Annotated in this window: 26 protein-coding genes and 2 pseudogenes; 9 read left to right on the top strand and 19 right to left on the bottom strand. The window is 69.3% G+C overall.

What is annotated here, in order from left to right; genetic code table 11:
* Nucleotides 1-103 precede the first annotated feature (103 nt).
* Complete coding sequence (locus ACWCXX_RS36155; RefSeq protein WP_451134816.1) at nucleotides 104-1,234, top strand: CapA family protein; 1,131 nt, start codon at nucleotides 104-106, stop codon at nucleotides 1,232-1,234.
* A gap of 898 nt (nucleotides 1,235-2,132) precedes the next feature.
* Nucleotides 2,133-3,266: a site-2 protease family protein gene (locus ACWCXX_RS36160; protein ID WP_451134818.1), complete on the top strand. Its 1,134-nt coding sequence runs from the start codon at nucleotides 2,133-2,135 to the stop codon at nucleotides 3,264-3,266.
* 847 nt (nucleotides 3,267-4,113) lie between these two features.
* Here ACWCXX_RS36160 and ACWCXX_RS36165 read toward each other — a convergent pair.
* From ACWCXX_RS36165 to ACWCXX_RS36185, 5 genes and pseudogenes are all read right to left on the bottom strand, one after another.
* Nucleotides 4,114-4,839 (bottom strand): dienelactone hydrolase family protein, encoded by a 726-nt coding sequence (locus tag ACWCXX_RS36165; RefSeq protein ID WP_451134820.1) that lies wholly within the window; start codon nucleotides 4,837-4,839, stop codon nucleotides 4,114-4,116.
* A gap of 121 nt (nucleotides 4,840-4,960) precedes the next feature.
* Nucleotides 4,961-5,674 carry an IS30 family transposase gene (locus tag ACWCXX_RS36170; protein WP_451134822.1) on the bottom strand — a complete coding sequence of 238 codons (714 nt, stop codon included), beginning with the start codon at nucleotides 5,672-5,674 and terminating at the stop codon, nucleotides 4,961-4,963.
* A 512-nt stretch (nucleotides 5,675-6,186) separates the two neighbouring features.
* Nucleotides 6,187-6,468, bottom strand: a pseudogene (locus ACWCXX_RS36175) (transposase); the annotation flags it as partial.
* Nucleotides 6,469-6,560: 92 nt separating this feature from the next.
* Entirely contained in the window at nucleotides 6,561-6,947 is a 387-nt protein-coding gene (locus ACWCXX_RS36180; RefSeq protein WP_451134824.1) for a hypothetical protein, read from the bottom strand.
* Nucleotides 6,944-8,614 (bottom strand): SWIM zinc finger family protein, encoded by a 1,671-nt coding sequence (locus tag ACWCXX_RS36185; RefSeq protein WP_451134859.1) that lies wholly within the window; start codon nucleotides 8,612-8,614, stop codon nucleotides 6,944-6,946. The genes ACWCXX_RS36180 and ACWCXX_RS36185 overlap by 4 nt, the downstream gene beginning before the upstream one ends.
* 84 nt (nucleotides 8,615-8,698) lie before the next feature.
* Between ACWCXX_RS36185 and ACWCXX_RS36190 the strand changes: the two are divergent.
* Nucleotides 8,699-9,103, top strand: a pseudogene (locus ACWCXX_RS36190) (MFS transporter); the annotation flags it as partial.
* 220 nt (nucleotides 9,104-9,323) lie between these two features.
* Nucleotides 9,324-9,584: a hypothetical protein gene (locus ACWCXX_RS36195; protein ID WP_451134863.1), complete on the top strand. Its 261-nt coding sequence runs from the start codon at nucleotides 9,324-9,326 to the stop codon at nucleotides 9,582-9,584.
* A gap of 639 nt (nucleotides 9,585-10,223) precedes the next feature.
* On the opposite strand, the gene ACWCXX_RS36200 is transcribed toward ACWCXX_RS36195, so the two are convergent.
* Complete coding sequence (locus tag ACWCXX_RS36200; protein WP_451134826.1) at nucleotides 10,224-10,709, bottom strand: DoxX family protein; 486 nt, start codon at nucleotides 10,707-10,709, stop codon at nucleotides 10,224-10,226.
* 250 nt (nucleotides 10,710-10,959) lie between these two features.
* Nucleotides 10,960-11,571: a DUF4158 domain-containing protein gene (locus ACWCXX_RS36205; RefSeq protein ID WP_451134828.1), complete on the bottom strand. Its 612-nt coding sequence runs from the start codon at nucleotides 11,569-11,571 to the stop codon at nucleotides 10,960-10,962.
* 272 nt (nucleotides 11,572-11,843) lie between these two features.
* Between ACWCXX_RS36205 and ACWCXX_RS36210 the strand changes: the two genes are divergently transcribed.
* Nucleotides 11,844-14,570 (top strand): SpoIIE family protein phosphatase, encoded by a 2,727-nt coding sequence (locus tag ACWCXX_RS36210; protein WP_451134830.1) that lies wholly within the window; start codon nucleotides 11,844-11,846, stop codon nucleotides 14,568-14,570.
* Nucleotides 14,571-14,864: 294 nt separating this feature from the next.
* On the opposite strand, the gene ACWCXX_RS36215 is transcribed toward ACWCXX_RS36210, so the two are convergent.
* The 8 genes from ACWCXX_RS36215 to ACWCXX_RS36250 form a co-directional block, all read right to left on the bottom strand.
* A complete protein-coding gene (locus ACWCXX_RS36215) occupies nucleotides 14,865-15,497 on the bottom strand; it encodes a hypothetical protein (protein WP_451134832.1) in 633 nt (210 codons plus the stop codon).
* 52 nt (nucleotides 15,498-15,549) lie between these two features.
* Complete coding sequence (locus ACWCXX_RS36220) at nucleotides 15,550-16,062, bottom strand: hypothetical protein (protein ID WP_451134834.1); 513 nt, start codon at nucleotides 16,060-16,062, stop codon at nucleotides 15,550-15,552.
* 222 nt (nucleotides 16,063-16,284) lie between these two features.
* A complete protein-coding gene (locus tag ACWCXX_RS36225) occupies nucleotides 16,285-16,782 on the bottom strand; it encodes a hypothetical protein (protein WP_451134836.1) in 498 nt (165 codons plus the stop codon).
* Nucleotides 16,783-16,846: 64 nt separating this feature from the next.
* Nucleotides 16,847-17,497: a hypothetical protein gene (locus ACWCXX_RS36230; RefSeq protein ID WP_451134838.1), complete on the bottom strand. Its 651-nt coding sequence runs from the start codon at nucleotides 17,495-17,497 to the stop codon at nucleotides 16,847-16,849.
* Nucleotides 17,494-17,811 (bottom strand): hypothetical protein, encoded by a 318-nt coding sequence (locus ACWCXX_RS36235; protein ID WP_451134840.1) that lies wholly within the window; start codon nucleotides 17,809-17,811, stop codon nucleotides 17,494-17,496. The genes ACWCXX_RS36230 and ACWCXX_RS36235 overlap by 4 nt, the downstream gene beginning before the upstream one ends.
* Nucleotides 17,812-17,864: 53 nt before the next feature.
* The gene (locus ACWCXX_RS36240; RefSeq protein ID WP_451134842.1) at nucleotides 17,865-18,287 is read right to left on the bottom strand and encodes a hypothetical protein; all 423 of its coding nucleotides are present in this window, start codon (nucleotides 18,285-18,287) and stop codon (nucleotides 17,865-17,867) included.
* Between the two features lie 148 nt (nucleotides 18,288-18,435).
* A complete protein-coding gene (locus ACWCXX_RS36245; protein WP_451134844.1) occupies nucleotides 18,436-19,380 on the bottom strand; it encodes an ankyrin repeat domain-containing protein in 945 nt (314 codons plus the stop codon).
* Nucleotides 19,380-19,511, bottom strand: coding sequence for a hypothetical protein (locus ACWCXX_RS36250; RefSeq protein WP_451134846.1), 132 nt, complete (start codon nucleotides 19,509-19,511; stop codon nucleotides 19,380-19,382). Before ACWCXX_RS36250 ends, ACWCXX_RS36245 begins: the two co-directional genes overlap by 1 nt.
* 131 nt (nucleotides 19,512-19,642) lie before the next feature.
* Between ACWCXX_RS36250 and ACWCXX_RS36255 the strand changes: the two genes are divergently transcribed.
* Both ACWCXX_RS36255 and ACWCXX_RS36260 read left to right on the top strand, forming a co-directional pair.
* Nucleotides 19,643-19,897 (top strand): GAD-like domain-containing protein, encoded by a 255-nt coding sequence (locus ACWCXX_RS36255; protein WP_451134848.1) that lies wholly within the window; start codon nucleotides 19,643-19,645, stop codon nucleotides 19,895-19,897.
* Nucleotides 19,898-19,927: 30 nt separating this feature from the next.
* Entirely contained in the window at nucleotides 19,928-20,536 is a 609-nt protein-coding gene (locus ACWCXX_RS36260) for a hypothetical protein (RefSeq protein ID WP_451134850.1), read from the top strand.
* A gap of 60 nt (nucleotides 20,537-20,596) precedes the next feature.
* Here the strand turns inward: ACWCXX_RS36260 and ACWCXX_RS36265 are convergent, their stop codons facing one another.
* The 3 genes from ACWCXX_RS36265 to ACWCXX_RS36275 all read right to left on the bottom strand — a co-directional run bounded on the left by ACWCXX_RS36265 (nucleotide 20,597) and on the right by ACWCXX_RS36275 (nucleotide 22,494).
* The gene (locus ACWCXX_RS36265) at nucleotides 20,597-20,989 is read right to left on the bottom strand and encodes a hypothetical protein (protein WP_451134852.1); all 393 of its coding nucleotides are present in this window, start codon (nucleotides 20,987-20,989) and stop codon (nucleotides 20,597-20,599) included.
* Between the two features lie 24 nt (nucleotides 20,990-21,013).
* A complete protein-coding gene (locus tag ACWCXX_RS36270) occupies nucleotides 21,014-21,511 on the bottom strand; it encodes a hypothetical protein (RefSeq protein ID WP_451134854.1) in 498 nt (165 codons plus the stop codon).
* A 311-nt stretch (nucleotides 21,512-21,822) separates the two neighbouring features.
* Nucleotides 21,823-22,494, bottom strand: a complete 672-nt coding sequence (locus tag ACWCXX_RS36275; RefSeq protein WP_451134856.1) for a hypothetical protein — start codon at nucleotides 22,492-22,494, stop codon at nucleotides 21,823-21,825.
* 507 nt (nucleotides 22,495-23,001) lie between these two features.
* Here ACWCXX_RS36275 and ACWCXX_RS36280 point away from each other — a divergent pair.
* On the top strand, nucleotides 23,002-23,619 hold the full coding sequence (locus ACWCXX_RS36280; RefSeq protein WP_451134857.1) for an SDR family NAD(P)-dependent oxidoreductase: 618 nt from the start codon (nucleotides 23,002-23,004) through the stop codon (nucleotides 23,617-23,619).
* 291 nt (nucleotides 23,620-23,910) lie between these two features.
* On the opposite strand, the gene ACWCXX_RS36285 is transcribed toward ACWCXX_RS36280, so the two are convergent.
* A complete protein-coding gene (locus tag ACWCXX_RS36285; protein ID WP_451134865.1) occupies nucleotides 23,911-24,117 on the bottom strand; it encodes a hypothetical protein in 207 nt (68 codons plus the stop codon).
* On the opposite strand from ACWCXX_RS36285, the gene ACWCXX_RS36290 reads away from it, so the two are divergent.
* The coding region (locus ACWCXX_RS36290; protein WP_451134861.1) for an nSTAND1 domain-containing NTPase at nucleotides 24,031-24,982 on the top strand (952 nt) is incomplete at its 3' end. The genes ACWCXX_RS36285 and ACWCXX_RS36290 overlap by 87 nt on opposite strands.

Consider the following 24,982-nt stretch of genomic DNA (forward strand, 5'->3'; position numbering starts at 1 on the left):
GAATACATCCAGTATGCGGACGCCCCTCCGCCTTGCGATGCACCGCATCTGACGCCGCGCGCTGATCCACCGGGGATTACGGGACAGCCCTTAGCGTGGAAGGGTGCACGAGGGCGTGGTCACGCTGTTCCTCGGCGGGGACGTGATGCTCGGCCGGGGCGTCGATCAGATCCTCCCGCATCCCGGTGACCCGGCGCTGCGGGAGGAGTACATCCGCGACGCCCGTGCCTACGTCGACCTGGCGGAGGCGGTGAACGGGCCGATCCCCCGGCCGGTCGGCTTCGGCTGGCCGTGGGGCGAGGCGCTGCCGGTCCTGGACGAGGCAGCCCCGGACGTGCGGCTGGTCAATCTGGAGACCTCCGTCACCGATGACGGGGACTTCGCGCCCGGCAAGTGCGTCCACTACCGGATGAGCCCGGCCAACCTGCCGTGCCTGGCCGCGGCCCGGCCGGACGTCTGCGCGCTGGCCAACAACCATGTGCTCGACTTCGGCCCACGCGGCCTCCACGAGACGCTCGACGCCCTGGCGGATGCGGGGCTGCAAACGGCGGGGGCGGGCCGGGACGAGGTGCGGGCGAGACAGCCGGCGATCGTGCCCCTGGGCGCTGTCGGGCGGGTGCTGGTCTTCTCCTTCGGGATGCCGTCCAGCGGGATCCCGAAGGACTGGGCCGCCATCGGGCAGCGGGCCGGTGTCGACGTCATCGCGGAGCCTTCGGTGGCCGCCGCGTCCGCGTTCGCCGACCGTCTGCGGCAGGTCAGGCGGCCGGGGGACATTGCGGTCGTCTCGGTCCACTGGGGCCCCAACTGGGGCTACGGCGTCTCTCGCTCCGAGGTCCGCTTCGCCCACGCACTCCTCGACGCAGGCGTGGACGTCGTGCACGGACATTCCTCGCACCACCCGCGCCCGCCGGAGGTGTACCGGGACAGGCTCATCGTCTACGGCTGCGGCGACCTCGTCGACGACTACGAGGGGATCGGCGGCTACGAGAAATACCGGGACGACCTGCGGGCGCTGTACCTGGTCTCGGTGGAGGCGGACACCGGCCGGCTGGTCGACGCGCGGATGGTGCCCCTGCAGGCGCGCAGGATGCGGCTGGAACGTACCTCAGCCGAGGACACCGAGTGGCTGCGCGCCGTCCTCGACAGGCACAGCCGGGAGTTCGGCACCCGCGTCGACGGCGGGCCCGACGGCACGCTCACGTTGCGGCCCCTGCGCGCCGGGCAGCGCACATGACGTGGACCTCAGGCGGGGACCGCTCAGCACGTGTACGACGAATGCGACGCGCCCATGGTGGCCTGTGTCGGGACCCGGGAGGTCTTGAAGCACGGAAGCCGGAGCTCCTCGCGGGGACGGTTCGCTGGTGGTCGATCACATCCGCACCAGCCGATCTCGGCCGGCCCGTTCGGTCTGCAGAAGGATCACGATGGGCGTTCGTGTCGTGGCCGGTTCTGCTCACAGGGCACCCGCCGCCCGACACAAGGAGTCTGGCGCACCACGGCGACGGGTCGTCGGCCGTGGTGACAGCGCTGAGTGCTGTGCTGGTGGAGTGCGAGGCCGTGCGCTCCCCCGAAGGAGAGCTGCGGCCCGTTGCCGGGCATCTGTCGTCGCGGATCCCGCCATCGTCCGGGCGAAGGAGCCGCGCACAGTCGGCGACGGCCTCCACTTCAAGGCAGCGGAGCAGGAGCTCCCCGAGGCTGGCCGTATCGCTCCCATCGCTCGTCCGGGTGCCCGGTGATCAGCCGGGCGGCCATGCGGAAGGTCAGTTCGCGGCCCGAGCGACTGTGTTCCTGTCGAGAGCACGACCCACGGGGCGGCAAGCGGGCCAGGGCGGGAGAGCAGGGTCGGGAGCCCGGCACAGCACACGGACTGTGAGTCACGGCCGGAGGGCCCCGGTGACACCTGTTCGGCACTGCGGCAGGGCCCGAATCGGGCTTCCCGGGCAAGGATGGACAGAGCGAGGACGCGGCCGGGCGATCGAAGGCAGTCGGTCCCGCCTCTTTCATAGGGGTGCTTGTCTGCGGGCTCGCACCACTCACACGAAATCCCCGGGCATCGCAGTTGGCGTTCTCGGCGTTGACCGGGGACGGCCACCACCGGTATGTCCGGGGGCGAGTTCGAGCAGGGAGACGCTGTGCAAGCGACCTTTACTCTGGGGCGGATCGCGGGGGTCCGCATCGGGGTCCACTGGAGCGTACTGTTCATCTTCGGCATCATCGCGTTCGGTCTCGCGCAGGATCACTTTCCTCACGTGTATCCGGGCCGTACCCCGCTGGTGTACTGGGCCGCGGGCCTCGCGACTGCCGTGGTCTTTCTCGCATCTCTGCTCGCCCACGAACTGGCGCACGCCGTGGTGGCGCGGCGCAACGGGGTGGTCGTGGACGACATCGTGCTGTGGCTGCTGGGCGGGGTGGCCCGGCTGAAGTCGGAGGCGTCGAGCCCGGCGGCGGAACTGCGGATCGCGGGTATCGGCCCACTGGTCAGCCTCCTGCTGGGCGGACTCTTCCTCCTGAGCACCTGGCTGCTCGCCCTGGCGTCCGCGCCCGGCCTCCTGGTCGAAGTTGCGGCCTGGCTTGCGGGCATCAACCTGCTGCTCGCCCTCTTCAACGCTCTTCCCGCCGCTCCGCTCGACGGCGGGCGGCTGTTGCGCGCCTTCCTGTGGTGGCGCACGGGAGACCGGCTTCGGGCGACCGCCGGGGCCACCACGGCAGGACGCGTCCTCGGGTGGCTGCTCATCGGGCTGGGGCTTGTGGTGTTCATGAAGGGCGGCGGTTTCGGCGGGCTCTGGCTGGCCCTGATCGGCTGGTTCCTCATCGCGGCGGCCACGGCTGAGGGACAGCAGGCGCAGCTGCGCGGTGTGCTTGCCGGTGTCCCCGTGCGTGACGCCATGACAAGGGATCCGCTCACGGTGCCCGCGGACCTGACGGTCGCGGACCTGTTGGCCGATCCGCGTTATCGGTACCGGCATTCGGCGTTCCCAGTGGCCGGTGCGGACGGGGCACCGGTCGGTCTGGTGACGTTGGACAGCGCCAAGCAAGTGCCGCCTGAACAGGCCGGCACAGTGACGGTGGGTGAGGTGATGGTGCCGCTGGCGCGATCCACCGTCGCTGGTCCGGACGACTCACTGGCGGATCTGCTGCCTCGCATGGAGTCCGGTGCCGAGCACCGCGTCCTGGTGACGGACCAGGGCAGACTCGTCGGGATCCTGTCGTTGTCGGACGTCAGCCGTACGGTGACCTGGCTGATGGGTGCCGCTCCGAAGCGGTGAGAAGTCGATCGCGGAGCAGCCGGTCGCCGGCCCTTCCGCCGCGCACGTCGCCGCCGGAGTGCTCGGCCAGGTCAGGGAGCCGGATACGAGATGCTCTGGCACCGTCGCACAGCCCGCATGTGGTGCAGGGCTGGCTGTGCCGTGACCGGCCTCGGCGGGCGCGACCGGACCCGCGATCACCGAGGCCGACCAGCAAAAAAACTCGTACCTGTTTCGAGCGCGCGCAGAGTTGGCGAGGTGGCCTACTCCAGGGCGACGCAGGGGAACCAGGTCGCTCCGGGAAGCGTCGTGGTTGCGGGAAAGGGCTGGTCGGGGGACCTGCGGTGGTGGGGACGGACGGCTCGGCCGGAGCTGCACGTACCGTGCTGTGGGCAGCGCAGGAGGCCGCATCGGCAGTGCTGCATGCCAGGGACACCACGGTGACGATCCTCGTCGGTTCGCGAGGGAGGGGTGGTTTCTCCGCGCTGCTGGGGCCGGTCGGGCTGACAGCGGTCGAACAGAAGACGTGTCCCGTGGCCGTCGTACGCGGTACGGAGCAGCCGTCGAGCATGACGACCGTAGTGGGTGTCCGGGATGAGGGGGACCTCGAAACTGTGCGCTTCGCCGGGGGGAACAGGCGGCGGAAGGCGACCTTGCGCCTGCCGAGTACGTGGACCCACATCCAGTACCCCGGGACCTCGTCCGGCTCTCCCCGCTCAAGCACCGCGACCTGAACCTGCTCGGCCGCTACAGCTTCACCGCCTCTCTCCCCTGGCCGCCGGCGCCCTGCGCCCGCTGCGCGACCCGGACGCGCCGGAGCTGGACGAAGACGACGGCAGGCAGGAGTGAGTATCAGGAGCCGATCGGATCAATCCGTGACGGGCAGGCACTCGGCGAGCAGGGCAACGATGTCACGCCAGGCTCGCTGTGCGTGCCGTGGGTGGTGGCCGACGCCGGGAGGCACGGTGTGGTCGACCGGTGGGTGGTGGAAGGCGTGAAGGGCTCCTCCGTAGACCACGAGGCGCCAGTCGACGCCCGCGGCCTGCATCTCTTCGGTGAACGCGTCCCGTTGCGCGGGCGGCATGATCGGGTCTTCCGACCCGACCCCGGCCCATACCGGGCAGCGAATGCGTGCTGCCTCGCCCGGTCGGCCTGTGGTCAGTGCGTTGACTGTCCCAATCGCGCGCAGGTCGACGCCATCGCGACCGAGTTCCAGTGCGACTGCGCCCCCGGTGCCGTAGCCGATGGCGGCGGTCCGGTCGGGGACGGCCCGTGGTTCGGCACGCAACACGTCGAGCGCGGCGTGACCGATTCCTCGCATCCGGTCGGGGTCGGCGAGCAGCGGCATGCAACGGGCCAGCATTTCCTCCGGGTCTTCCAAATAGCGTCCGCCGTGGAGGTCGAAGGCCAGCGCCACGTACCCCAGCTCGGCCAGAGCCTCGGCCCGGCGGCGCTCGACATCGCTGAGCCCCATCCCCTCGGGTCCGATCAGGACTGCGGGCCGGCGCTCGGCACCGGCCGGGAGCGCGAGGTATCCGATCATCGTCAGGTTGTCGGCCGGGTATTCGACCGTACGGGTTGTGACCGTCGTCATGCGACTGGACGGTAATGACCGTTGCACCCGCTCGGGGTGGTGTTCACCGATGGCAGACAGCAGTCTGTCCCGACTACATCACCCGGACGCGTCGACCGCCTGTCGGCAAACGATGGCGAGCTCAAGCGGTCAGCGCATCACCCCTGTTCAGGAGGTCATCGTAGACCTCTGCCGGAGTGCGATAGCCATGGATCTTGCGCGGGCGATGGTTGAGCTCGTGGGCGATGGCGCCCAGGTCGGCCTGGCTGAACGGGCGGAGGTCCGCGCCCTTGGGCAGGTACTGCCGAAGCAGCCGGTTGGTGTTCTCGTTGGTGCCGCGCGGCCAGGGGCTGCGTGGCTTGCAAAGGTGGATCGGCATCCCGGTCTCGGCGGTGACGGCCTGGTGCTCGGCCGTCTCCCGGCCCCGGCCCCGGCCCCAGGTGAGTGTTCGTCGTAGCTGGGGCGGGATTCCGAGGAGGCTCCCGGTGAGGTGCGGAGTGACCTGCTCGGCCTTCAGGCCGTCGGGCAGTGCGACGATGGCCGTGTAGCGGCTGGTGCGCTCGACGAGTGTGGCGGCGGCCGAGGGCCGTGTGCCCATCACGAGGTCGCCCTCCCAGTGGCCGGGAACCTTGCGGTCCTCGGCCTCGGCGGGGCGGGCGGTGATGGACACCGTGCCGCGGATGATGCCCCGCCCGGGGGGGCCGGCGGGCCACTTCAGGACAGAGCGCAGGGCGGTGGTGTCGAGGTCGCCGCCGGGCCTACCGTTCCGGGCGTCGGCGGGAACTCGCTCGCGTTGGGCGTCCATCAGCGCCGTGAAGCCCTCACGATCGACCTCGACGTCCTGTTCGGCGGCCATGCCAGGGTCAGGTGGATGGGGAAGCCGTAGGCCTCGTGGAGCAGGAATGCCTGGGTCCGGGCAACGCACGTCGGCCATCGGCCTTCGCCTTGGTGCCGGCGGTGTCCAGGACGGTGATGCCCTGCTCGCGAGTGGCGCGGAAGGGCGCGGCAACTTCTCACCCGGTCTCCTGAGTCCCTGGCCGACCAGCCCGAGGGGCCGTTCCGCTACGAGCAGGTCGCGGCCCCCGGCGAGCTGATGCAGAGCGACTCCACCCCACTGGACGTGCTGGTCCGGCTCGATGAGGGGATGCCCGGACGGGATCGAGCTTTGCGGCCTCGTCGACGTCGCCACCGCACCATCGCCGCCGCGGTCATCCGACCGACCACCAAATCGGTGGACGCCTCCCTGCTGCCGGCCCGCGCGCTGGCTCCGGAGCCGATGCGGCCCGGCTGAATCGACGCACTCAAGATGTCCCGGTCGGTCCTGCCGCACCGCAGGCTGCTGTCCTTGGCCGAGCGCCTGGAGCATGCGGCGGCCCGCGGCATCGACAGGCCGGCCAGCACCTGCCGCAGCCGGGGCACGTCCATGGTCCCGCGGTTCAGCGCGTCGTACATCGAGCCGTGCCCGCGCCGGTGCTCGGCCACCAGCCTCAGGTCCACCGGCGAAGTCACCGGACCGTCCGCGCGGAGCAACGCGTCCGCGAGCTCGAAAAGCCCGTCCCTGCGCGCGGTCAGGCAGTCGAACAAGTCGCCCCGGAAGCGTGACGCTTGCGCGAACGCTTCCCCGGGACCGTTGTCGGGCAGCAGGCTCACCTTCACGGCCTTCGTCTTGATCCGGTGCCCCTTGGTCGGAGCACATGATCAGACGAAGGCCGTGCTCACGTCCGGGAAACCCCGCACGGCGATCATGTTCGATGCGCCGTTCGAGGTCGGCTGCGCCGGGCGATCCCGGGGCAGAATGAGGTCGCCACGGACACGCATACCTCTTCCAGCTCGCCGCTCACGGCCTGGTACTTCGTCGATGAACGAGTGACGATCTCGATGTCGTGCAAGAGCTGTTCGACGACCTCGATGTCGCTCGTCGGACGCCCTTGGAGTCGCCGTTCGACCAGGTCGCCGCCCTGCGATACCTGCACAGCGCGCAACAGGCCCGACGCGGGAACGAGCGGATCCACCTGGCCATCACCACCGACGGGCAACAGGCCCTGGGAGAAGTCCTGCTCGACCAGGCCACCGGCAGCATCGGCTACGTCGTGGGCGCCGGGCCCGCCCCCCTTCACATCCCGTGTCACACCCCGTACCGGTCGAGGATGCTCATCAGTTTGCGCCGACGCCCCAGTTCCGTCCGCAGACCGGCGAGATACCCGGTGAACACTTCCTCCGTCCCCAGCGCACGATGGCAGTCACGGGCACCGAGCAGCAGCCGCGCCAGATGCTCGTAGGCACGGTCGCCGGTCGGCCCCTTCAGCCGCTCGACCAGCCTCAGGTAGACGGCGAGCGCCTTGGCCGGGTGCGTCTCGCGCGACAGGTCGGCGAGCTGCTCCCACTGCCGGTCGTCGGCCCGGACGGCCGCCTCCCGCCAGGCGGCGTCCAGGTCTCCGTCGTCAAGCAGTACGTCGATCAGCACGGGCCCGCCATGCCGGCCGCCGGGCTCACGAAGGCTGTCCTCCCCCAAAGTGGCCAGCGCCGCCGTGCGCTCTGCCTCCCAGCAGTCCGCCACCCGGGCGGCGGAGCGCAACTGCCGGTATGCGGTCAGGGACCGCTCGACCCGGAACCGGTCCCGCCGCACCGCGACCACGTCGGTCGCCCGCCCCGCCTTCCCGTACCGGAAACACACATAGTCGACCAAGCGGCCATCGACGTTCATCTCGGAGGCGCAGTCCCGCAGTCCGCGCTCCGCCCACACGAGCGCCTCGTCCGCCCGGCTCGCCGATTCCAGTTCCTCGGCGATACGCAGGTGTGTGGCACCGGACGGGTCGAGGTCCCGCGCGTGCAGGGCGACCAGCGCGTCGACGTCGCCCTCCGCCTTGACCAGGCGTTCCATCAGGTACCGCTCCGCCCAGCCGGACGGCTCGCGCCGCCGCGCCTCAGCCGCCAGCTGCCGCAGGCGGGCCAGCCCGCTCGGTCCCAGCACGTCGGCATAGCCGAGCGGGTCCAGGTCCGTCACATCGCTGTCACCGCCGAGCACATGGCCGACCAGCCACTCGGCCAGCCGCTCCGGATCAGGACGTGCGACGCCGCACGCCTCCAGATGGGTCTCGGCCATCGCGGCGGCGGCCTCCCCGACAACGCCGTCGGAGTCGTCGATCTCCCCGTACGCCTCCCCCAGCACCCGGAGCGCCTCCTCGGCCAGACCGACGGCCTGCGTCGCCTGCCCGCCGGCGGTCAGAGCGTGCAGCGCGTCCACCACCTCGGCCACCTGCCGCGCATACCCTGAGGCAGCCCCGTACTCGACGTACCCGTACCGGGCGAACGGCCGCGGATCGATCAGCGACAGAATCCGATCCCGGACCGTGCCGTGGTCCGAACGAGCGGCGGCGGCCCGAAGCTCAAGACGCCGCCGCAGTTCCCGGTCCTCGGAGATCTGCTCCCGCACCAACACCAGGAGTTCGTCACGCGACAGCGCCATGAGCCACGCTTCCAGCCCGGATGCTCGCGCCCGTGCCGCAGCCCGCTGGTGCGGGATCGTCTTCGCCCGCCGCAGCACAGTCAGCCCCACCGCCACACAGTGCTTGCAGAAGTTGCCTTCCTGCCCATAGGGGCAGCCGCACCATCCCAGGAGCCCGTCTGCCCCGCCGAGGGTGAGCTCCACCTCGTAGACATCCGTACCGTGCACCACGGCGGTGACCGAACCGTCTCCCACCTCCAGACCGCTCACCGCGTCCAGATACCCCAGCCCCCGCTCGAAGGAACGAGCCCCCGCCAGCGCCCGCAGATCGCCCTCGCCGAACCCCACCATTTTCCGTGCCACACCCATATTCAACCGCGGATCAGCAGCTCCCAGAGACCCGACGCCCCCGGCATCCACCATCCCGGCAGTCAGGTGAAGGCACACGTTGTCCCGGACCAGCACGATCGGTCCGCCGAGCCGGATGCAGGCGCGCACCAACAAGTCGCAGAAGTCCCGCCGGCTGAAGCCCTTTCGACGCTGTTCCCCGCCCTGCGGGCAGCGCTCGGCCTCCCGCTCGCCGCGCTCGGTGTGCTCGTCGGCGTCGGCAAGCTCGTCGGGGTGGTCTTCGGCCCCGTCTGGGTGGCGGTGGCCCAGCGCTACTCGCGCAAGACCGTCCTCGCCGTCTGCGCCGGTCTCTGGGGTGTGTGGACCATCGCGGCCGGGTTCGCGCAGAACGACGTCCAGCTCCTCGTCCTGTTCACCGTCGCCGCCATCGGCGTCGCCGGCGGCGGCCCCCTGGTCAACGGTCTCCTCGCCGACCTCTTCGACGACCGAAGCCGGGGCAGGGCGGCCGACTCCATGGCTTTCAGCCGCTGTCGTCTCCGAGAGGAAAAGCCACAGGCGTCAGGCCGGTGGGTCGGGTTCAGTTCTTCCGGGAGTTTCGTGATGTGTACGGCCGTGCGAGTGGTAAACGGCTGGATGACGTTACACGTCGCTCTCGTGGATCGTTCCTTGGGGTGTCTGCCCATTCTGGGGGCAACACAGCAAAGGAGAAGACATGAGGAATTTCACGAAGATCGCAGCGGTGGCCATGGCCACCTGCGGAATCCTCTTTGCCGGCGTCGGTGGGGCCAGCGCTGCCTCCAGTGGCAATGGGGACAACATCTCCGTGCTCAGCAAATTCAACCAGCTCGACTGGGACAACTCGCCCTTCTGCGGATTCCAGATCAAGGCCCAGGCCACCGCGCAGGAGACGTCATGCCCGGTGGCGCACCTGGAGAACAGCCCTCACAGCGCGATCATCATCTTCAACAAGTAGGAACTCGCGCGGACAGGCGCGATGCAGCGCCCCAGTAGCAGAACAGACACGGGTCTGCGGTCACGGAGCTGCGACGCTCTGCGATCACTGTGCACAGCCTCGTCCGTCGTGTTTGGATCACCCACGGCCGGGAAGATCGCCCCACCCGGCCATGATCCCGCGCCTGTCCGCGCGGCCGCGTAAATTCAGTAAATGCAGGTCGCGGTGAAACGCCCTCGGACGGATTTCCGTCCGAGGGCGTTTTGTGTTTACGGTCGGTTTCCCGAACCGTGACCCGGGCCAGCCGTACATCCTCGACACCGACCTGATGCGCTGGGAACTGGTGGCCCCCGACCCCGGCGCCCGGTCGATACTTCGGCACACCGTTTCAGGCAGTCATTTTGGCGCGAGCCTCGAAGAGCATGGTCTCAATGTCGTGCTTTACCGGGCAGGTCCACAGACTGCCCGGTGCGCTGCAAGCTCATGGGGTCGTGAATACTCGCGCTGAAGCATCTCCAGCCCCGAAGCCGCTCCACCGGCCGCGTATGAATGCTTGCCGCTCTCACTACTGACGGTGCCCCTGCGCTTCACCAAGGGGGGACGCCGCAGCACGCCCCTACCTGCGGTTTCCCTGCAGGTAGGGGCCGGGTTTTGCCGTTCTCAGAGGATCAGGGCGATCGCCGCGGCGATGCCGCCCAGCCCCAGGGCGAAGGCCGCCTCGGGCCAGCCGCCGCTGCCCCAGCGGAAGAACCGGTCGACGGCGAGCCGACCCGGGCCGATGGCGGCGATGGACAGGGCGACGACGGCGATGCAAACGTTGTACTCCACGCCACCGTTCGTGTCCCACAGGCCGTGGGCGCCGGTGACGGTCACCATGGCGTTGATCATCACACCGATCAGGGCGGCGGCCGCCAGGGGGGTGAACAGCCCCAGGGCAAGGCCGAGGCCGCCCAGGAACTCGGACCCGCCACCGGTCACCGCGAAGAGTTTCCCCGGGTGGAACCCGAGCGTCTCGAAGGCCATGCCGGTCTCCGTCAGGCCGTGGCCCCCGAAGAAACCGAACAGTTTCTGCGCGCCGTGCCCCGCCATCAGCAGCCCAAAGGTCAGCCTGATGAGCAGAAGACCGCAGTCGGCTGCGGACGCCAAGGGCGCAGTAGTACCGCGCGCCACCGGTTCCGTCGGACGCGCAAGACGGTTCGGGATGCGCTTGGTGATCATGAGAAGACTCCGGTTGAACGCCGGAAAGGGCGGCACCTCCAGCTCGGCCGGACGCCGAGGCACCGGTCGGCGGCAAGACCCGCGCAAGGTCGCGGGCATACAAGCCACCCTTTACCACCGATCCTGTCGCAGCCGCCAGAAGCGCGCATCCTTCCCGCTGCTCTTGCACGACACATGCTTACGGTGTTGTCGGCCATTGATGGCCGGGGCGAGAACGGGCGGCCGAGGCCCCGGGCGCTGCCTGGGAACGGTGGTTCGGCCGCTGGTGAGGGCCATGCCGGTGATGACGCCAGGGAGGGCGATCACCGCCCAGGAGGGCATGTTGTCGCCTGTCGAGAAGGCCACGCCCGGGTTGCAGGCCAGCCGCAACTCCAGCAGCCCCAACGGGACCGGGGCGCCGGGCGGGGCCTGGTTGGCCCATGCCTTGACGCCAGGTCCGCGCGCCGCCGCCCTGCCGAGGGCGCCGCATGGGCGGTGTGCTCGGGCATGCCTCAGACTCCCACTGCCGCTGGATCGCCTTGCCCTGCCAGCCGTGGTCCGCCCACGCCTCCGCCGACACCTTCACCTGCTGGGCCACGTACTCCACCGCGGCGGCCGGACCCTCCTTGGCCGACTCCGGGAACCGGACCTCCACCTCGAAGAACTTCAGCAGCAGCGCGAACCCGAGCCGGGTCGCCCCGGACTTGTTCCGCACCCGCTTCAGGTCGTCCTCGAGCAGCGTCCAGACCTCGATCAGGTCCTCCGGCTCCCAGTCCTGCCGTCCCCGCGCTCCCCTACCCACCGAGATCACTCGCTCAGCTCAACGAGACGCCCCGGCACGGGGAAACGACGACCACAGCGGTCACCCTGCGCCACATGTCCGTTCGCCGTAGCCATCGTGGTGGGCCAGGACTACCAGGCCGGGTCCTCCCCGCCGATCCGGGCCAGCCGTATCCGTACCACCCTCCTGGCGCCGATCCAGTTCCGCTGCTGCCGGATTGTCATCGGGCCGCCACGCGGTCCCGCACCCGAGCGAGTCCTGACCGCACGCACCTTCAACCCCGCGGTGTTACAAAGGGCACTGTGGTTAGTCGTTCCGGCCGATTCAGGAGCGCACGGATTCGGTCGCTTACGGGCAGGTATCCCCGGAGCCTTGCAGGCCAGGTCTTCGCCCTGCAGGTGGTTGTCGTCGTGCTCCTCTTGATCGCTGCGGTGCTGGCGCTCATAGCGGAGTCCCGGCACGACAACAGCACGGAGGCGAGAGACCGCTCCATCGCCGTCGCGCAGACATTCGCCCATTCGCCGGGCCTCCTGACCGCGCTGAAAGCCCCTGATCCTTCCGCGGTGCTCCAGCCGCTCACCGAGGCGGGGCGGAAGGCGGCCGGCGTCGACTTCATCGTGGTGATGGACACGAAAGGGATCCGCTACACGCATCCCCGGCCGGAGCTGATCGGGAAGAAGGCCGTCGCCACCATCGCGCCGGCGCTGGCCGGCCACGTGTACACCGAGAGCGTCAACGGCCCGCTCGGCCGCGAGGCGCAGGTGATCGTCCCCGTCCACGATCACGCGCGGGTCGTCGCCCTGGTGGCTGCGGGCATGAAGGTCGAGAAGGTGAGTGGAGCGGTGGCACGGCAGGTTCCGATCATCCTCGGTGCGGGAGCGATCGCGCTCGGACTGGCCACGAGCGGGACGGCCCTGGTGGCCAGGCGGCTGCGGCGGCAGACCCACCGGCTGGGCCCTGTCGAGATGACTCGCATGTACGAGCATCACGACGCGGTGCTGCACGCCGTGCGCGAAGGCGTGCTCATCGTCAGCAAAGACGGTCGGCTGATGCTGGCCAACGACGAGGCCAGACGGCTGCTGGATCTGCCGCACGACGCCGAGGGGCGACGCATCTCGGACTTGTCCAGCCTTGATCCCGGCATGATGGAGCTGCTGGCCTCGGGGCGCGCGGCCACGGACGAAGTGCACCTCATGGGGAGCCGACTGCTCGCGGTGAACCAGCGGCCCACGGACCGTCACGGTGGCCCCCGGGGGACAGTCGCAACCTTGCGTGACTCCACAGAACTGCGGGCGCTGTCCGGCAGGGCGGAGAACGCCCGCGAGCGGCTGCGGCTGTTGTACGACGCAGGTCTCGGCATCGGTACCACGCTCGATATGGTGCGCACGGCCGAGGAACTGACCAAGATCGCGGTCCCCCGGCTCGCCGACTTCGCAACCGTCGATCTGGCCGAACCTGTCCTCCATGGGGACGAGCCGACCAGTACGGACACGGACATGCGCCGCACCGCTGTGCGGGGCATCCGGGACGACCATCCCTTGTACGAACTCGGTCAGCCGATCGTTTTTCTCCCTTCCACGCCACAGGCACGGGCCTTCGCCACCGGCCGGCCGGAGCTGGTGCCCGACCTGTCCGCCGCCCCCGGCTGGCTCGCCCAGGATCCGGAGCGGACGCGTAAAATCATCGATTACGGCATCCACTCGCTCATCACGGTGCCCCTCCAGGCACGGGGCGTCATCCTGGGCATGGCCAACTTCTGGCGCTCCGAGAAGCCCCAGCCGTTCGAGGAAGACGACCTGGCCCTGGCCGAAGAACTGGTCGCACGGACGGCCGTCAGCATCGACAACGCCCGCCGTTACACCCGTGAGCATGCCATGGCCGTGACCCTGCAACGCAGCCTGCTCCCACGGGCCCTGCCCGAACAGAGCGCGCTCGACGTCGCCCATCGCTACCTGCCCGCCCTCTCCGGGGTGAGCGGCGACTGGTTCGACGTGATCCCGCTCCCGGGCAGCCGGGTGGCGCTGGTCGTCGGAGATGTCGTCGGTCACGGCCTGCACGCGGCCGCAACGATGGGACGGCTGCGTACGGCCGTGCACAACTTCTCCACGCTCGACCTGCCGCCCGACGAGATCCTCCGCCACCTCGACGACCTGGTCGGGCGCATCGACCAGGAGAAGGCTGAAACCACCGCCGATGCGGGGATCACAGGAGCGACCTGCCTGTACGCGATCTACGATCCCGTCTCCCGCCGCTGCGACATGGCTCGGGCCGGGCATCTCCTCCCCGCACTGGTCCGGCCCGACGGCAGTGTGTCGTTCCCCGAACTGCCGGCCGGCCCGCCCCTGGGCCTGGGCAGCATGCCCTTCGAGACGACCGAACTGGAAGTGGCGGAGGGCACGCAGTTCGTCCTCTACACCGATGGGCTCGTCGAGGATCGCAGCCGGGACATCGACGTGGGGATCGAGCTGCTGCGTCAGGCCCTCGCGGGCCATCCCCACCGGTCGCCGGAGGAGAGCTGCCAGGCGGTCCTCGACGCGCTCCTGCCGGATCGGCCGAAGGACGACGTGGCGCTGCTCATCGCCCGGGCACGGGCGATACCGCCCAACCATGTCGCCGACTGGGACGTGCCGTTCGATCCTGCCGCTGTAGCGGGAATGCGTGCTGCCGTGGCGGAGAAAGCCGATGAATGGGGTCTGCCCGAGCTTGCGTTCGCCGCAGAACTGCTGATCAGTGAGTTGATCACCAATGCCATCCGCTACGGCTCCGCGCCGATCACCGTACGGCTGCTGCTCGACCGCACCCTGACCTGCGAGGTGGCCGACAGCAGCAGCACCTCGCCCCATCTGCGTGATGCCGCCGCGATGGACGAAGGGGGCCGCGGGTTGTTCCTCGTCGCACAACTGGCCAAGCGCTGGGGCACCCGTTACACCCCCAGGGGAAAGGTCATCTGGGCGGAGATGTCTCTGCCCCGGTCCGACAGGAGCACGGAAGGCACGGCGTGGTCGGACGTCCTTGACGCAGAACTCTGACCGCTGGATCGGCAAGTCCCCAAGAAGAGCGCTTCCCCGACCATCCCGGCACGTTGGCTGGGACAACGGTCGCCATGCCACCGCCGACGAGCGGCTGCGGGCTGTTCGGGAGCGGACCCGCGCTCTCAACGCGGCCGGCCGAGGACAGATCTCGTCGTGAGCCGTGCAGCCCCGGGCCACGTGACACTCGGGGCCACCACGGAGAAGGGGACGAGGCCCCGGGTTCGCGGCAGCACAGAGGCCCGCCGCGAACAGGACGTCGCCCCGCGTGCTCAAGCTGACGCCCGCGACCGCTCAGCTCGGTCCCACGTCGACCAGGACCAGCCGGATCTGCTCGGGGCCGTCCCAGTCGCACTGGATCGTGTAGCCGACGTCCAGGCCGGTACTGGTGCCCGGTCGGGTCGACCAGCCCAGCCGTGTGCAGGTGCGCTGTGGGTCGTCGGCGAAGGAGGAGATCCAGCTCTCGACGGCCCCCCCGTCGAGCCCGTACAACGCGACGCCGGCGCGCAGCTCCGCCACGAGTGCGTCGTTGTCGCGCGGATGCAGCCGCAGGGTGACGCTCCTGATCTCCGGGTCGCCCGGGTAGTCCTCGACGGCGATGTCGTCGGCTCGCAGCGCGACCGAGCCGTGCGGTGCGTCGATGGTGACCGCGATCGGGTGCTGCCGGTCGTGGGTGGAGGCCCAGGTGGCGCTGTCGTCGGCGGAGGCGAGGCCCACGTCGGACTTGAGCAGGTGGCCGCTGCTCCAGTCGAGGTGGGCCTTCCGTGTGCTCGCGATCTTCTCCGCGCCCGCCGGGCTGAACGACGAGTTGCCGCCCCTGCCGTCGAGGGGGCCCTTCTTGGGCACGCTGCTCACCTGGCAGCCGAAGCTGCTGAACAGGGCAACGGCGACCGCCCCTGCCGCCATCCGTCCGATCCGTCGTCTCACGTCGCCTCCCGCTGATCAGCCACCTGCGACACCGCGGGCGACAACCTGTGGATCACTGGGCTCGTTCGGCCGCTCTCGGACCCTGTGGTTCGCTGAGCAGGTCATGGGCACTGGCCGATCGCCGGCCGACGACCAGCCGCGGCATGATGCTGGAGAGCAGGAGTGCTGCGGCGACCACAGCCAAGCCGATGAAGAAGCGCCGCTCGTCCGACGCGGTCGCGCTGCCGGTGTGCGCCGCGCCGCCCATGAGGAAGAGCAGCCCGAGGACGGTCGCCGACGTCAGCAGCCGCATCCCCCATGAGCCGAGCGGGATGCGCACGAACTCGGCGTACGGTGCCGGCAAACCGGATTGTCGGCGCTCGGGATCGGAGCGCCATGAATCGACAAGGGTGCTTCCCTTCCGGATGCGGGCGTTCTGCAGGAGGCCGGTGATCAGTCGCAGCCCGCACCACAGCCCTGTGAGCGCCATGACGGTGCCGGTGCCGAGGGCCTCGGGCTTCGTGCAGATCCCGAACAGGAAGCAGACGATCGCGGCCCACCCCGCGACCGTTCCGGACCGTCGCACGATCTGCTCGGTGCGCGGGGGCAGGATGCCTGCGTCGTTCAGGCGCGCGGGCCTCTGCGTCGGCGGCGTCCCACTGCGCGCGCCGCTGCTCGCGTTCTTCGGGCGAGAGCAGCGCTGCGGCTTGCTCGGCGCTCTTCCGGCGCAGCGCCGAAAGCCCGATCTGCATGGCCCAGTAGCCGCGTCCGGTACAGGACTTTCGCTTCTCGTTCTTTGTCATCACGTTCACACCGACTCGAAGGTCATCCAGATCATTCCGGGTCTGCCCGGAGAAACTCCGAACCAGAAAAGCGCGAGGGCGAGTTCGTCGACGGCGTCGAGAGGATGCGCTCGCTCAAGCACCGACCTGCCGAAGCGACCCTTGCGCCCGACGGCGACGATGCGGCCGTCGAGCTGCAGCGTCGAGCGCCACCGGCGTGCGTGCCGCACCTCGTACCTGCGGTCGTGCAGGTCAATATGGCCATTGTGGTCGCGACGGCGTACCGGACGTGGTCGGCCGTTGTCGATGACGGCCTCACCGGCCGGCATCGCACCCTCGAGGAGCTGCACGGTGTGCTGCTGGTTCGGCCAGAGACGAATGACCTGCAGGGTGACGTTTCGATCCCGCTGCGTCCACGTCGCCCGGGGCTGCCCCTGCGGATCATGCAAGGTCACCACCGTGCCTTCGGCGTCGCTCGTCGCGGTCCACCCGAACGGAGACGCCTCTGTCTTGGGTTCGCGCATCGTGCCTCTTTCATTTCCATGTCCTGGCTCGTGACAAAGCAGGCCGTACTGCCTTGAACAACAGTCAGAGCGGGCCGTACGGGGCATTGCCGACAGGGTCGCGCCACGTGAGAAGGTCCTGTTCGAGCAGATCCCGGAACCTGGGGTCGTTCATGGCCTTTCGGCGGAGCGACTCGCGCGTCCGCCCCATGATGGTCGCGGGAACGACAATCGCAGCGGCCATCAAGCCGATCACGAACACCAGGACCACGGCCGGCGTGAGCAGGTGCGAGGGATCCTGCCAGGTGTCCGGCTTCGCCGTGAAGGCCAAGACCGCAGCGAAGGCGAACAGGATGAAGCCGACGAACGACAGCGCCTGGCGCAGACCGCCAGGGCCTCGATGACTGACGGACCGACCTGTCCTCGGCACACGATCGCGGATACGCACGTAGAACACGCTGCAGAGCACGACAAGCGCAAATCCGGGAATCCCGAACCCCAGGGCCGGAGCGGGAGTATCCAGCTGCAGCCCCAGGAAGACGCCCAGAAGGATCAGCTCTGCGCCCACACCGATTCCGGCGGCCCAGGCACCCGTGTACGCGCCACGTGCTCCTGCGATCTCACGCAGTCGCGACCGGGTGTCCTCGGGACTGACCCGGGAGAGATCCGGAGAGAGCCAGTACTCCAGAGGCCGCTCCGGCGGTGAAAAGGGCGAGCGCCCCGGCTGATCGTTCATCCTTTGCCTTCCTTCCTGTGGGAGACGTACCGGATGAGCAGACCGAACACCATGAGGACCATGGCGATTCCGAACGCGCGGGATCCCGTCAGTGCCCAGGACACGGTGCTGTCGCCCGTGATCGCCATGATGAGGACATCGATCGCGATCATGCCCCCGCTGCTCCCCGCCGGCGACCGCGTGCCCGAGGCGTTCACCGCGACCATCGAGCACACCAGCCACCCGAGCCAGACCACGAGGAGGCACCAGAGAACAGCCTTCAGCTGCCAGGCCATCCTCTTCTTGGGGACGGCGTTGTCCCGCGACGTGTCCATGTCGCTCTCTTTCCTTCTTCGATGAGCCGGTCGATGACGTGATCAGCCCGTGGTCAGGGGTATTGGACGCTCGCGGCGTAGTTGCTCACCAGCAGCACCAGCGCCCAGAGCAGAACAGTGAGGGCAGCCGTGAGCCAGCCCACGACGACGGCGGCCACGGCGAATCCGTTCGGGACCCCTGCCTTCTTGCTCCGAGCGCGAGCCACGTACCCGAGCACCAATCCCACGACCGAGGCAAGGACCGCGAGGACCAGCGCGACCGCGCCGAGCATCCTCCCTTGACTACGGTTCCACCGCCCGGACAGCACGGCCTGAAGAACGCTGGGGCCGAAGACCACGACGCCGATGATGATCACCACCGTGCCCGTGCCGGCGAAGCCTCGCGCCAGAGCGTCGAACCCGAGCGTGTCCCCGCCCCCTCCGAGCGCGAACAGGGCATACGGGAGAACGCAGATGCCTCCGCCTCTCAGGATCACGAATCCACTGGCGAAGATCCCCGCGAGCCCGAGCCCCTGCGAAGGACCCTTCCTGGAAGGCCCGAATCCGATTTGCTCGGGCCCAGAGGAGGTAATGGGCGCGGGCGTGTATGCGATCGGTGGTATTGGTGGCATACCCAACGGCGTCTCATTGCTCATGCATCCCCCTATGGGCCGCTTCACCTTGCCCGATGTATGAATTCAACACCACGAACCGACGGCAGCCACCGACCGCTGACTTCGGATTGAACCACGAGGGAAGACGGCTCGCTTTGCGACAGGAATTACCTGATGACGGATCCGCCCCTGCCGTCGAGCACTTACGTACCCACCCGACATGAGATGCGCTTGTCGCCGTCGCCGCACGACAGAGCAGAGTCCGCGACCGAAATCGGTGGAGTTCCGGCATGAACTGCTCTGAGACGTCGCTGTTCCAGCTGCTTGACGAACCACCCTCGCCGCCCGCCCTCGCGGTGCGCACGGCGGATGCCCACGCGTCCGCGTCGGCCAGGATGTACTGCGTCGTAGCGTCGCCGTGCGACCGTGGCGTCGCCGGTGGCTCGTCGCGGCAGTCGAGTTCGTGCCAACGGTGCTCCAACAGCTCCCCCAAGTCAGCTGCCATAGGCCCGATTTGACACCTGTGGGGCGTTCCGGGGCTGGACGACGAGGAGGAGGTCAAAGATCCGGGCGAGGTCCCGGGCGAACTCCGGTTCAGCGGTTCCGGCTCCGCATCAGGGTCGCTGCAGCTGTGCACCGGAAGGATCTGCTGCGCATCCATCACGGCCCGATGCAGGGCCGAATTGCCGTACGAGTCGAGGGCGTGGATGTCCGCCCCGGATTCGAGCACGCGGCGTAGCACCGCGAACGCCGCGTCGGCGCGCTCCGCGGCGGCCCGGAGCTGCTCCTGCTCGTCACCACCGGTGGATCTGATGGGCCTCGGCCGACGGGAGCGCAGCACGGCCGCTTTGACCGCGTCGTGGAGGACTGGCGTCGAATGCGGATACGGGCTGCCGCTGTCGACGAAGTTCGGGGCCGCTCCGTGGGCCAGGAGCAGATCCGCGACCTCGAACTGCCCGATGGTGAGCGCGAACATCAACGGCGACTGCCCACGTGCTTCTTCGGCGGGGAGGTCGCCACCAGAGCGACCGCGCCGGGATCCATCGCCAGTCGCTGTCGGACAGCGTCGAGGTCGCCGTTCGTCATCTCTGTGAATACTGCCTGCATGCCGGTCCCACTCCTCTTACTCGTCGGGCCGCATTCCAGTGGGAACCGCGACCGACTCGCCGTTCACGTCACCAGCCCACGGTTCCGGAGGGACTCCGGGCCCGATCAGGAGCTTCGGTAAAATCGGGATCATGATCGAGATCGCCGATTTCGTCCCGCACGCGCCTGTCCGGCCGGAGTTGATCGCCGAGTACCGCGGCCGTGTGCCGGACGAGCTCGTAGAGATCTGGGAGCGGTACGGGTACGGGACGTTCGGTGAGGGCTTTCTGCGGGTCATCGATCCGAAGCGGTACGAGGCGGAGGTCGGCGACTGCATCGGCAAGACCCAGGGCGACGGCATCGCGATCCAGGTCGCGGTCGACGTGCAGGGCGTGATCGGGCACTGATGTCCGGGCACGGGTGAAGCGCTGATACCGATGGACACGGCGACGGCTTTCGGGCCCGGGGCTCTGCTGGCCGGCGCGATCCTGCCCGACGAAGGGCTGGTCGCGATGCGGCGGCCGGACGGCCCGCCGTCGGCCGCGCTCGACGCGGAGCACGACGGCTGGGTCGCACCCGACATCCCGGTCCTCGTGCGCGGCCGGGGCCGAGCCCGGATCCTCCCGCTCGCCTGGAGCGGCGATCCGCTGAGCGAGCATCGGGACCCCGACGCATCGCCCGAGCGGATCGCGGAACTCTCCTCCCGCATGCAGGAGACGTGCATGTACTGGGCGGGCCCCTGGCGCGTGCTCGACCTCGAGGCCGAGCGGTCCGACAGCATCGGGTCGTACACGGCCGCGCTCCGCTCGGCGGGCGCGACGAAGGTCGACTGCTGGACCTGCTCCGAGGACCTCGGGCTCGCACTCGCGCGCACCGGCGACGAGAACGCCGGTGCCGTGTCGCTCGCCCTGCACGTCGTGCCCAGGAGCTGGGTGTCCGAACCACCCGCATGGGTGTCCAAGCGGCGCGCGAAAGACTGGCGGCCCGTGCCCGGTATCGACGTGCGCTGCTCGTGGGCGGACGTCATCGCGCTGCACGCCGAGTGACGCAGGCTCCCGCCCGACGCGGCCTCGGCGTCGCCCAGCGGGGAAACTCCGGAGCCCAGGTCAGTCGAATGCCGGGCGCAGCTCGTCGTGGATCGTCCTGAAGTTCCGGGGGGTCATCTTCCAGCGCGTCTCGTCGGTCTCCTCGAACGACACGTTGTACTTGCCCTTCGTGCGGTCGAACTGCACGAGGATCTTCATCGGCAGTGCGTCACCGGGCTGGTAGTAGCCGTCCGTGTACGCCTTCACCGCCGCCTCGACCTCCCACGGATCCGCGGCCACGGCGGAGATGGTGCCGTCGGGCGAGTAGAGGTAGCCGTGCGCTTCGTTGAACTTGCCGTCGGGGAACTGGAGGATCATCGCGAAGGAATCCCAGCCGTCCCAGTCGACATCGGGGCCGCCGATGTTCTCGATCAGCGCCCGGATCAGGCCGACAGTGGTTTCGTTCGACATCATGTCCCCCTCTGGTGGGTTCCCACGCTAGTCGCCGTCCCCGCCCGCCTTCTGGACGTCGTCCCGCGCGGGCACGTCCTCCAGAACGGGCGTGCCCTCCCGCTCGGCGAGTGCGACGACGTCGGCCCAGGAGCAGCCGAGGTCGGTCGGCGGCATCTCCGTCACCGTCCAGATGCCCTTCCTTCCTGCGCCGCGAGCGAGGACCGTGTCGTCGCTCTCGGCGAGCAGCCGCCTGGCGGTGGCCGTGGATACCGTCGGCCCGAACACCCCGGCCTGGTCCCGCAGCACCGCGAGATCAGTGATCGTCTCACCACCGTCGGCGATCATCACCGCGAGGTCCACGGCGGCCCGGCCGGGTTCGTGCCCGGTCCCACGCGGCCGCACCGGCCAAAGCACGGTCGAGCACGCGGACGTCAGCCCGGTCGCATCGGCCGGATCCGCGAGCAAGCGTGCACCGGCATGCCCCACCACCACCGAACCGTCCGCCGAAACCAGGACCTCGGGACGCGAACCGATGGCCTTCACGCAGAAAGTGCCTTCCAACTGGACCGGCAGAACCCCTCAGCAAGGTTCACCGTTCCTGGTCAGGAGGCACTTTCGTGACGACTCTGCGTCACCACCGGAAGTGAGACAGGGCCGTTCGATTGACAGTCCCCACCTACGGTGTGCAGGCCGCCTGCTCATCCGGGATGCGAGCCTTCGGCCACGTGGGCGGGCCGGCCCCGCGCACGGGCCGGAAGGCCCGGACACCGTGGTCTTCGACGACATGCGCAAGCTGCTGAAGCCGCTCTGTCCAGGAGCTGAGAGTTACCGGCTGCGCTCGGGGGTACGGGCCGTCACCACTCGTCGTGGCCGATCACCCGGAAGCTGCCCACGACGCCGTTGTCGATGAACCCGCCGCCCTGGACGTTGGGCGTCGCGACGCCGTAGGTGCTGCCATAGGGGCCGACCGTGGCGACCGGAGAACCGCCGTCGCAGGCGAACCCCCGAAAGACCTCGACCGCATTCCGGCTGTTGTTGTAGATGCTGAAGCTGGTCGATCCCAGCCCGCTGGCCGCGGAGACGCATCCCCCCGAATAGGCGGGGTACTCCCGTTCGTTGAAGTAGATCCTCTCCTCCCGCTTCCCGTCGTAGCCGCGATCGCGCCCGCCCCGGTCGCCGCCCTCGTCGCGCCCGCCCCGGTCGCCGCCCTCGTCGCGCCCGCCCCGGTCGCCGCCCTCGTCGTCGCGCCCTCCGCGGTCGGAACCCTCGTAGCCGCCACCCTTATCCCCCTTATCCCCCTTATCCCCCTTGTCTCCCTTGCCCTCCATTCCGCCTTCGTTGCCGAGGGGGGCCGGTGCGGGGGCGGCCGGCCGGGCAGGCGGGGCGGCCCGGTGAGCGGGCTGCTCGGCCCGCTCGGCGGCCGGTTCGGCCCGGGTGAATCCGTCGGACGAGGCATAGGTGATGCCGGTGGCAAGGATCGCTGTGCTGACTACGGCGGCCGCCACAGTGAAGGTACGCGAAGACATGTCACTTCTCTCCGTCTCAGAGAAGCCGACCGGGCGGCCGACTTGCAGCGAACGTATCGATGGGCCCCATACCTGTCATTTCAGGCAAGTCCGAGGCGTGACACCGCAGGACTGGTCGGGTGCAAAGAAGGCATTCTGCGCATATCCATACCGATGCCGCTGTGCCGGGAGCCGAGCGCTCCGGTCCCGGGCCGGGTGTCGGCAGTTGCGGGCCGGTGCCGTGCGGGTCAGGTCCCAGGCCGTTTCCTACGGATCACCTCGCCGACCAGCTGAAGATGGCTGCGAGGTAGACGGTGGTGGTCTTGTCGTATCGAGTGGCCAGGCCGCGCCACTGCTGAGTTTGTTGATGCGGCGCTCGGCCGTGTTGCACTGCTGTCCGACGGTGGTGGTCCGTGAGAACTACGTCCAAGGCCGCGGCCCGTCTGCGCCCCGGGCCTGATCCCTGTACACGAGGCGACGGCATAGCGTGCTGCCCGACTCCGAATGGTCCACGCAAGGGGAAAGAGCATGAGCACCGCTGCACCGGTATCGCTGGTCACGGGCGGCAACAGGGGTATCGGCCGCGAGACCGCGCGCCAGCTCGCCGGACTCGGTCACGCCGTCCTGCTGTCCGCCCACCATCCGGAGGAGGCCGAACGGGCCGTCGCCGAGCTGGCCCCCGAAGTGCCCGGCAGGCTGTTGCCATGCCGGCTGGACGTGACCGACACCGACGACATCCGCGCCCTCGCCCGTCGCGTGGAAGAGGAGTTCGGGCGTCTCGATGTCCTCGTCAACAACGCGGCCATCAACTACGACACCGCTCAGCGAGCCGTCTCCACCGACCTCGACGAGGTCCGCCACACCCTGGAGACCAACCTCTTCGGCGCCTGGCGAACCACGCAGACATTCTTGCCGCTGCTGCGCCGATCACCCCACCCCCGCGTGGTGAACGTGTCCAGCGAATCCGGTTCCCTGGAACTCATGTCCGGCGGCACCCCTGCCTACGGAGTCTCGAAGGCCGCCCTCAACGCACTGACCCGCAAGCTCGCCGACGAACTGCGCGCCGAGCGGATCCTGGTCAACGCTGTCTGTCCGGGATGGATCGCCACCGACATGGGCGGCCCGGGTGGCGCCCCCGTCGACTAAGGCGCCGCCGGCATCGTCTGGGCCGCCACCCTGCCCGACTCCAGCCCCACCGGCGGCTTCTTCCAGAAGGGCGAACCCCTGGCCTGGTAGCGGAAAGGCTGGTGGGCCTGCCTGGGCCGTTTCTTCGGGTCATCTTGCCGACCAGATGAAGATGCCGGCGATGTGGAGGTCGGCGAGGTAGATGGTGGCGGTCTTGTCGTAGCGGGTGGCCGCCCGGGCGCACTACTCCACGGCCACCCTCGCCCAGGCCGCCGCCGGCGAACGCCTTCCCTCCCTGCCCGTCGCTCTGGCCTATGCCGGGCCTGCGGCGGAATCCTCGCGGAGTGGGAGGAACGCTGGCGCGAGGCGGAAGCGGAGGCAACAGAGGAAGCGCGCGCCCAGGACGACGTCGGCGATCCGCCCTATCGGGGTCTGGCCCGCTTCGAGACTGCGGACCAGGAGCGCTTCTTCGGGCGCGAGCGGCTGACCGCCCGTCTTGCGGAACTGGTTGCGGATCACCGCCTGGTGCTTCTGGTCGGCCCCTCCGGGAGCGGCAAGTCCTCGTTGCTGCGGGCCGGGCTGGTGCCCCGGCTGCACCGGCCCGGGGCGGGGGAGCGGTCGCCTTCCGCGATACGGATTCTCGCGCCGGGGCCGCGTCCGGCCTTTACCCACGCACACCTCGACGGTGCTCCGCCGGGCGTGCTGATCGTCGTCGACCAGTTCGAGGAGGTCTTCACCCTCTGCACGGACTCGTCCGAACGTGACCGCTTCGTCGACCTGTTGCTCGACATCGTCCGCTCCGAGCACGGTGGACGGGTCGTACTCGCGGTGCGCTCGGACTTCTACGGCCACTTGGCCCAGTACGGTCCGCTCTCCGAGGCGGCACAAGGCGCCACGCTCCTCGTCGGCCCCATGACGCCGGAGGAACTGCGCGAGGCCGTCGTCCGGCCCGCCGCGCTCGATGGACTCATCGTGGAGCGGGCCCTGACGGCCCGTGTCCTGCGGGATGTCGCCGACGAACCGGGCGGCCTGCCGCTCATATCCCACGCGCTGCTTGAGACAGGGTGGGGCGGTCTGCTCTTTCTTCCGGACGGCCGGTCGCTGCTGGTCTCCGACGAGCTGGGCCGTGACTCCGCGGTGACCCGCTCCTGGGATCTGCGGCGCGGAACGATGACGACGCGCCCGCTGGGCGCCGAGGGTCGCATGACGTCCAGCCCCGACGGAAAACTGCTGGTGACCTCGGCGGGGCTGGTCTACCGGCTGCCGAGCGGCGATCTCCTGCCGTACACGGGGTCGAGCCAAGATGCCTGCGAAACCCACATTGAGATGATCATGGAGCGTGAGCCGCTGGCGCTGGGCTGCGGTGTCGGTGGGGAGCGGGATC

The sequence above is a fragment of the Streptomyces sp. NPDC001732 genome (genome assembly GCF_053596315.1).

What these genes read in the sequence shown, in the direction of transcription:
- ACWCXX_RS36235 (WP_451134840.1), bottom strand. Translation starts at nt 17,811, where the DNA reads ATGGACACGTCGCGGGACAACGCCGTCCCCAAGAAGAGGATGGCCTGG.
- ACWCXX_RS36280 (WP_451134857.1), top strand. Translation starts at nt 23,002, where the DNA reads ATGAGCACCGCTGCACCGGTATCGCTGGTCACGGGCGGCAACAGGGGT.
- ACWCXX_RS36255 (WP_451134848.1), top strand. Translation starts at nt 19,643, where the DNA reads ATGATCGAGATCGCCGATTTCGTCCCGCACGCGCCTGTCCGGCCGGAG.
- ACWCXX_RS36170 (WP_451134822.1), bottom strand. Translation starts at nt 5,674, where the DNA reads ATGGCCGCCGAACAGGACGTCGAGGTCGATCGTGAGGGCTTCACGGCG.
- ACWCXX_RS36185 (WP_451134859.1), bottom strand. Translation starts at nt 8,614, where the DNA reads ATGGTGGGGTTCGGCGAGGGCGATCTGCGGGCGCTGGCGGGGGCTCGT.
- ACWCXX_RS36250 (WP_451134846.1), bottom strand. Translation starts at nt 19,511, where the DNA reads ATGCAGGCAGTATTCACAGAGATGACGAACGGCGACCTCGACGCTGTC.
- ACWCXX_RS36275 (WP_451134856.1), bottom strand. Translation starts at nt 22,494, where the DNA reads ATGTCTTCGCGTACCTTCACTGTGGCGGCCGCCGTAGTCAGCACAGCG.
- ACWCXX_RS36230 (WP_451134838.1), bottom strand. Translation starts at nt 17,497, where the DNA reads ATGAACGATCAGCCGGGGCGCTCGCCCTTTTCACCGCCGGAGCGGCCT.
- ACWCXX_RS36265 (WP_451134852.1), bottom strand. Translation starts at nt 20,989, where the DNA reads ATGATGTCGAACGAAACCACTGTCGGCCTGATCCGGGCGCTGATCGAG.
- ACWCXX_RS36260 (WP_451134850.1), top strand. Translation starts at nt 19,928, where the DNA reads ATGGACACGGCGACGGCTTTCGGGCCCGGGGCTCTGCTGGCCGGCGCG.
- ACWCXX_RS36225 (WP_451134836.1), bottom strand. Translation starts at nt 16,782, where the DNA reads ATGCGCGAACCCAAGACAGAGGCGTCTCCGTTCGGGTGGACCGCGACG.
- ACWCXX_RS36245 (WP_451134844.1), bottom strand. Translation starts at nt 19,380, where the DNA reads ATGTTCGCGCTCACCATCGGGCAGTTCGAGGTCGCGGATCTGCTCCTG.
- ACWCXX_RS36165 (WP_451134820.1), bottom strand. Translation starts at nt 4,839, where the DNA reads ATGACGACGGTCACAACCCGTACGGTCGAATACCCGGCCGACAACCTG.
- ACWCXX_RS36195 (WP_451134863.1), top strand. Translation starts at nt 9,324, where the DNA reads ATGAGGAATTTCACGAAGATCGCAGCGGTGGCCATGGCCACCTGCGGA.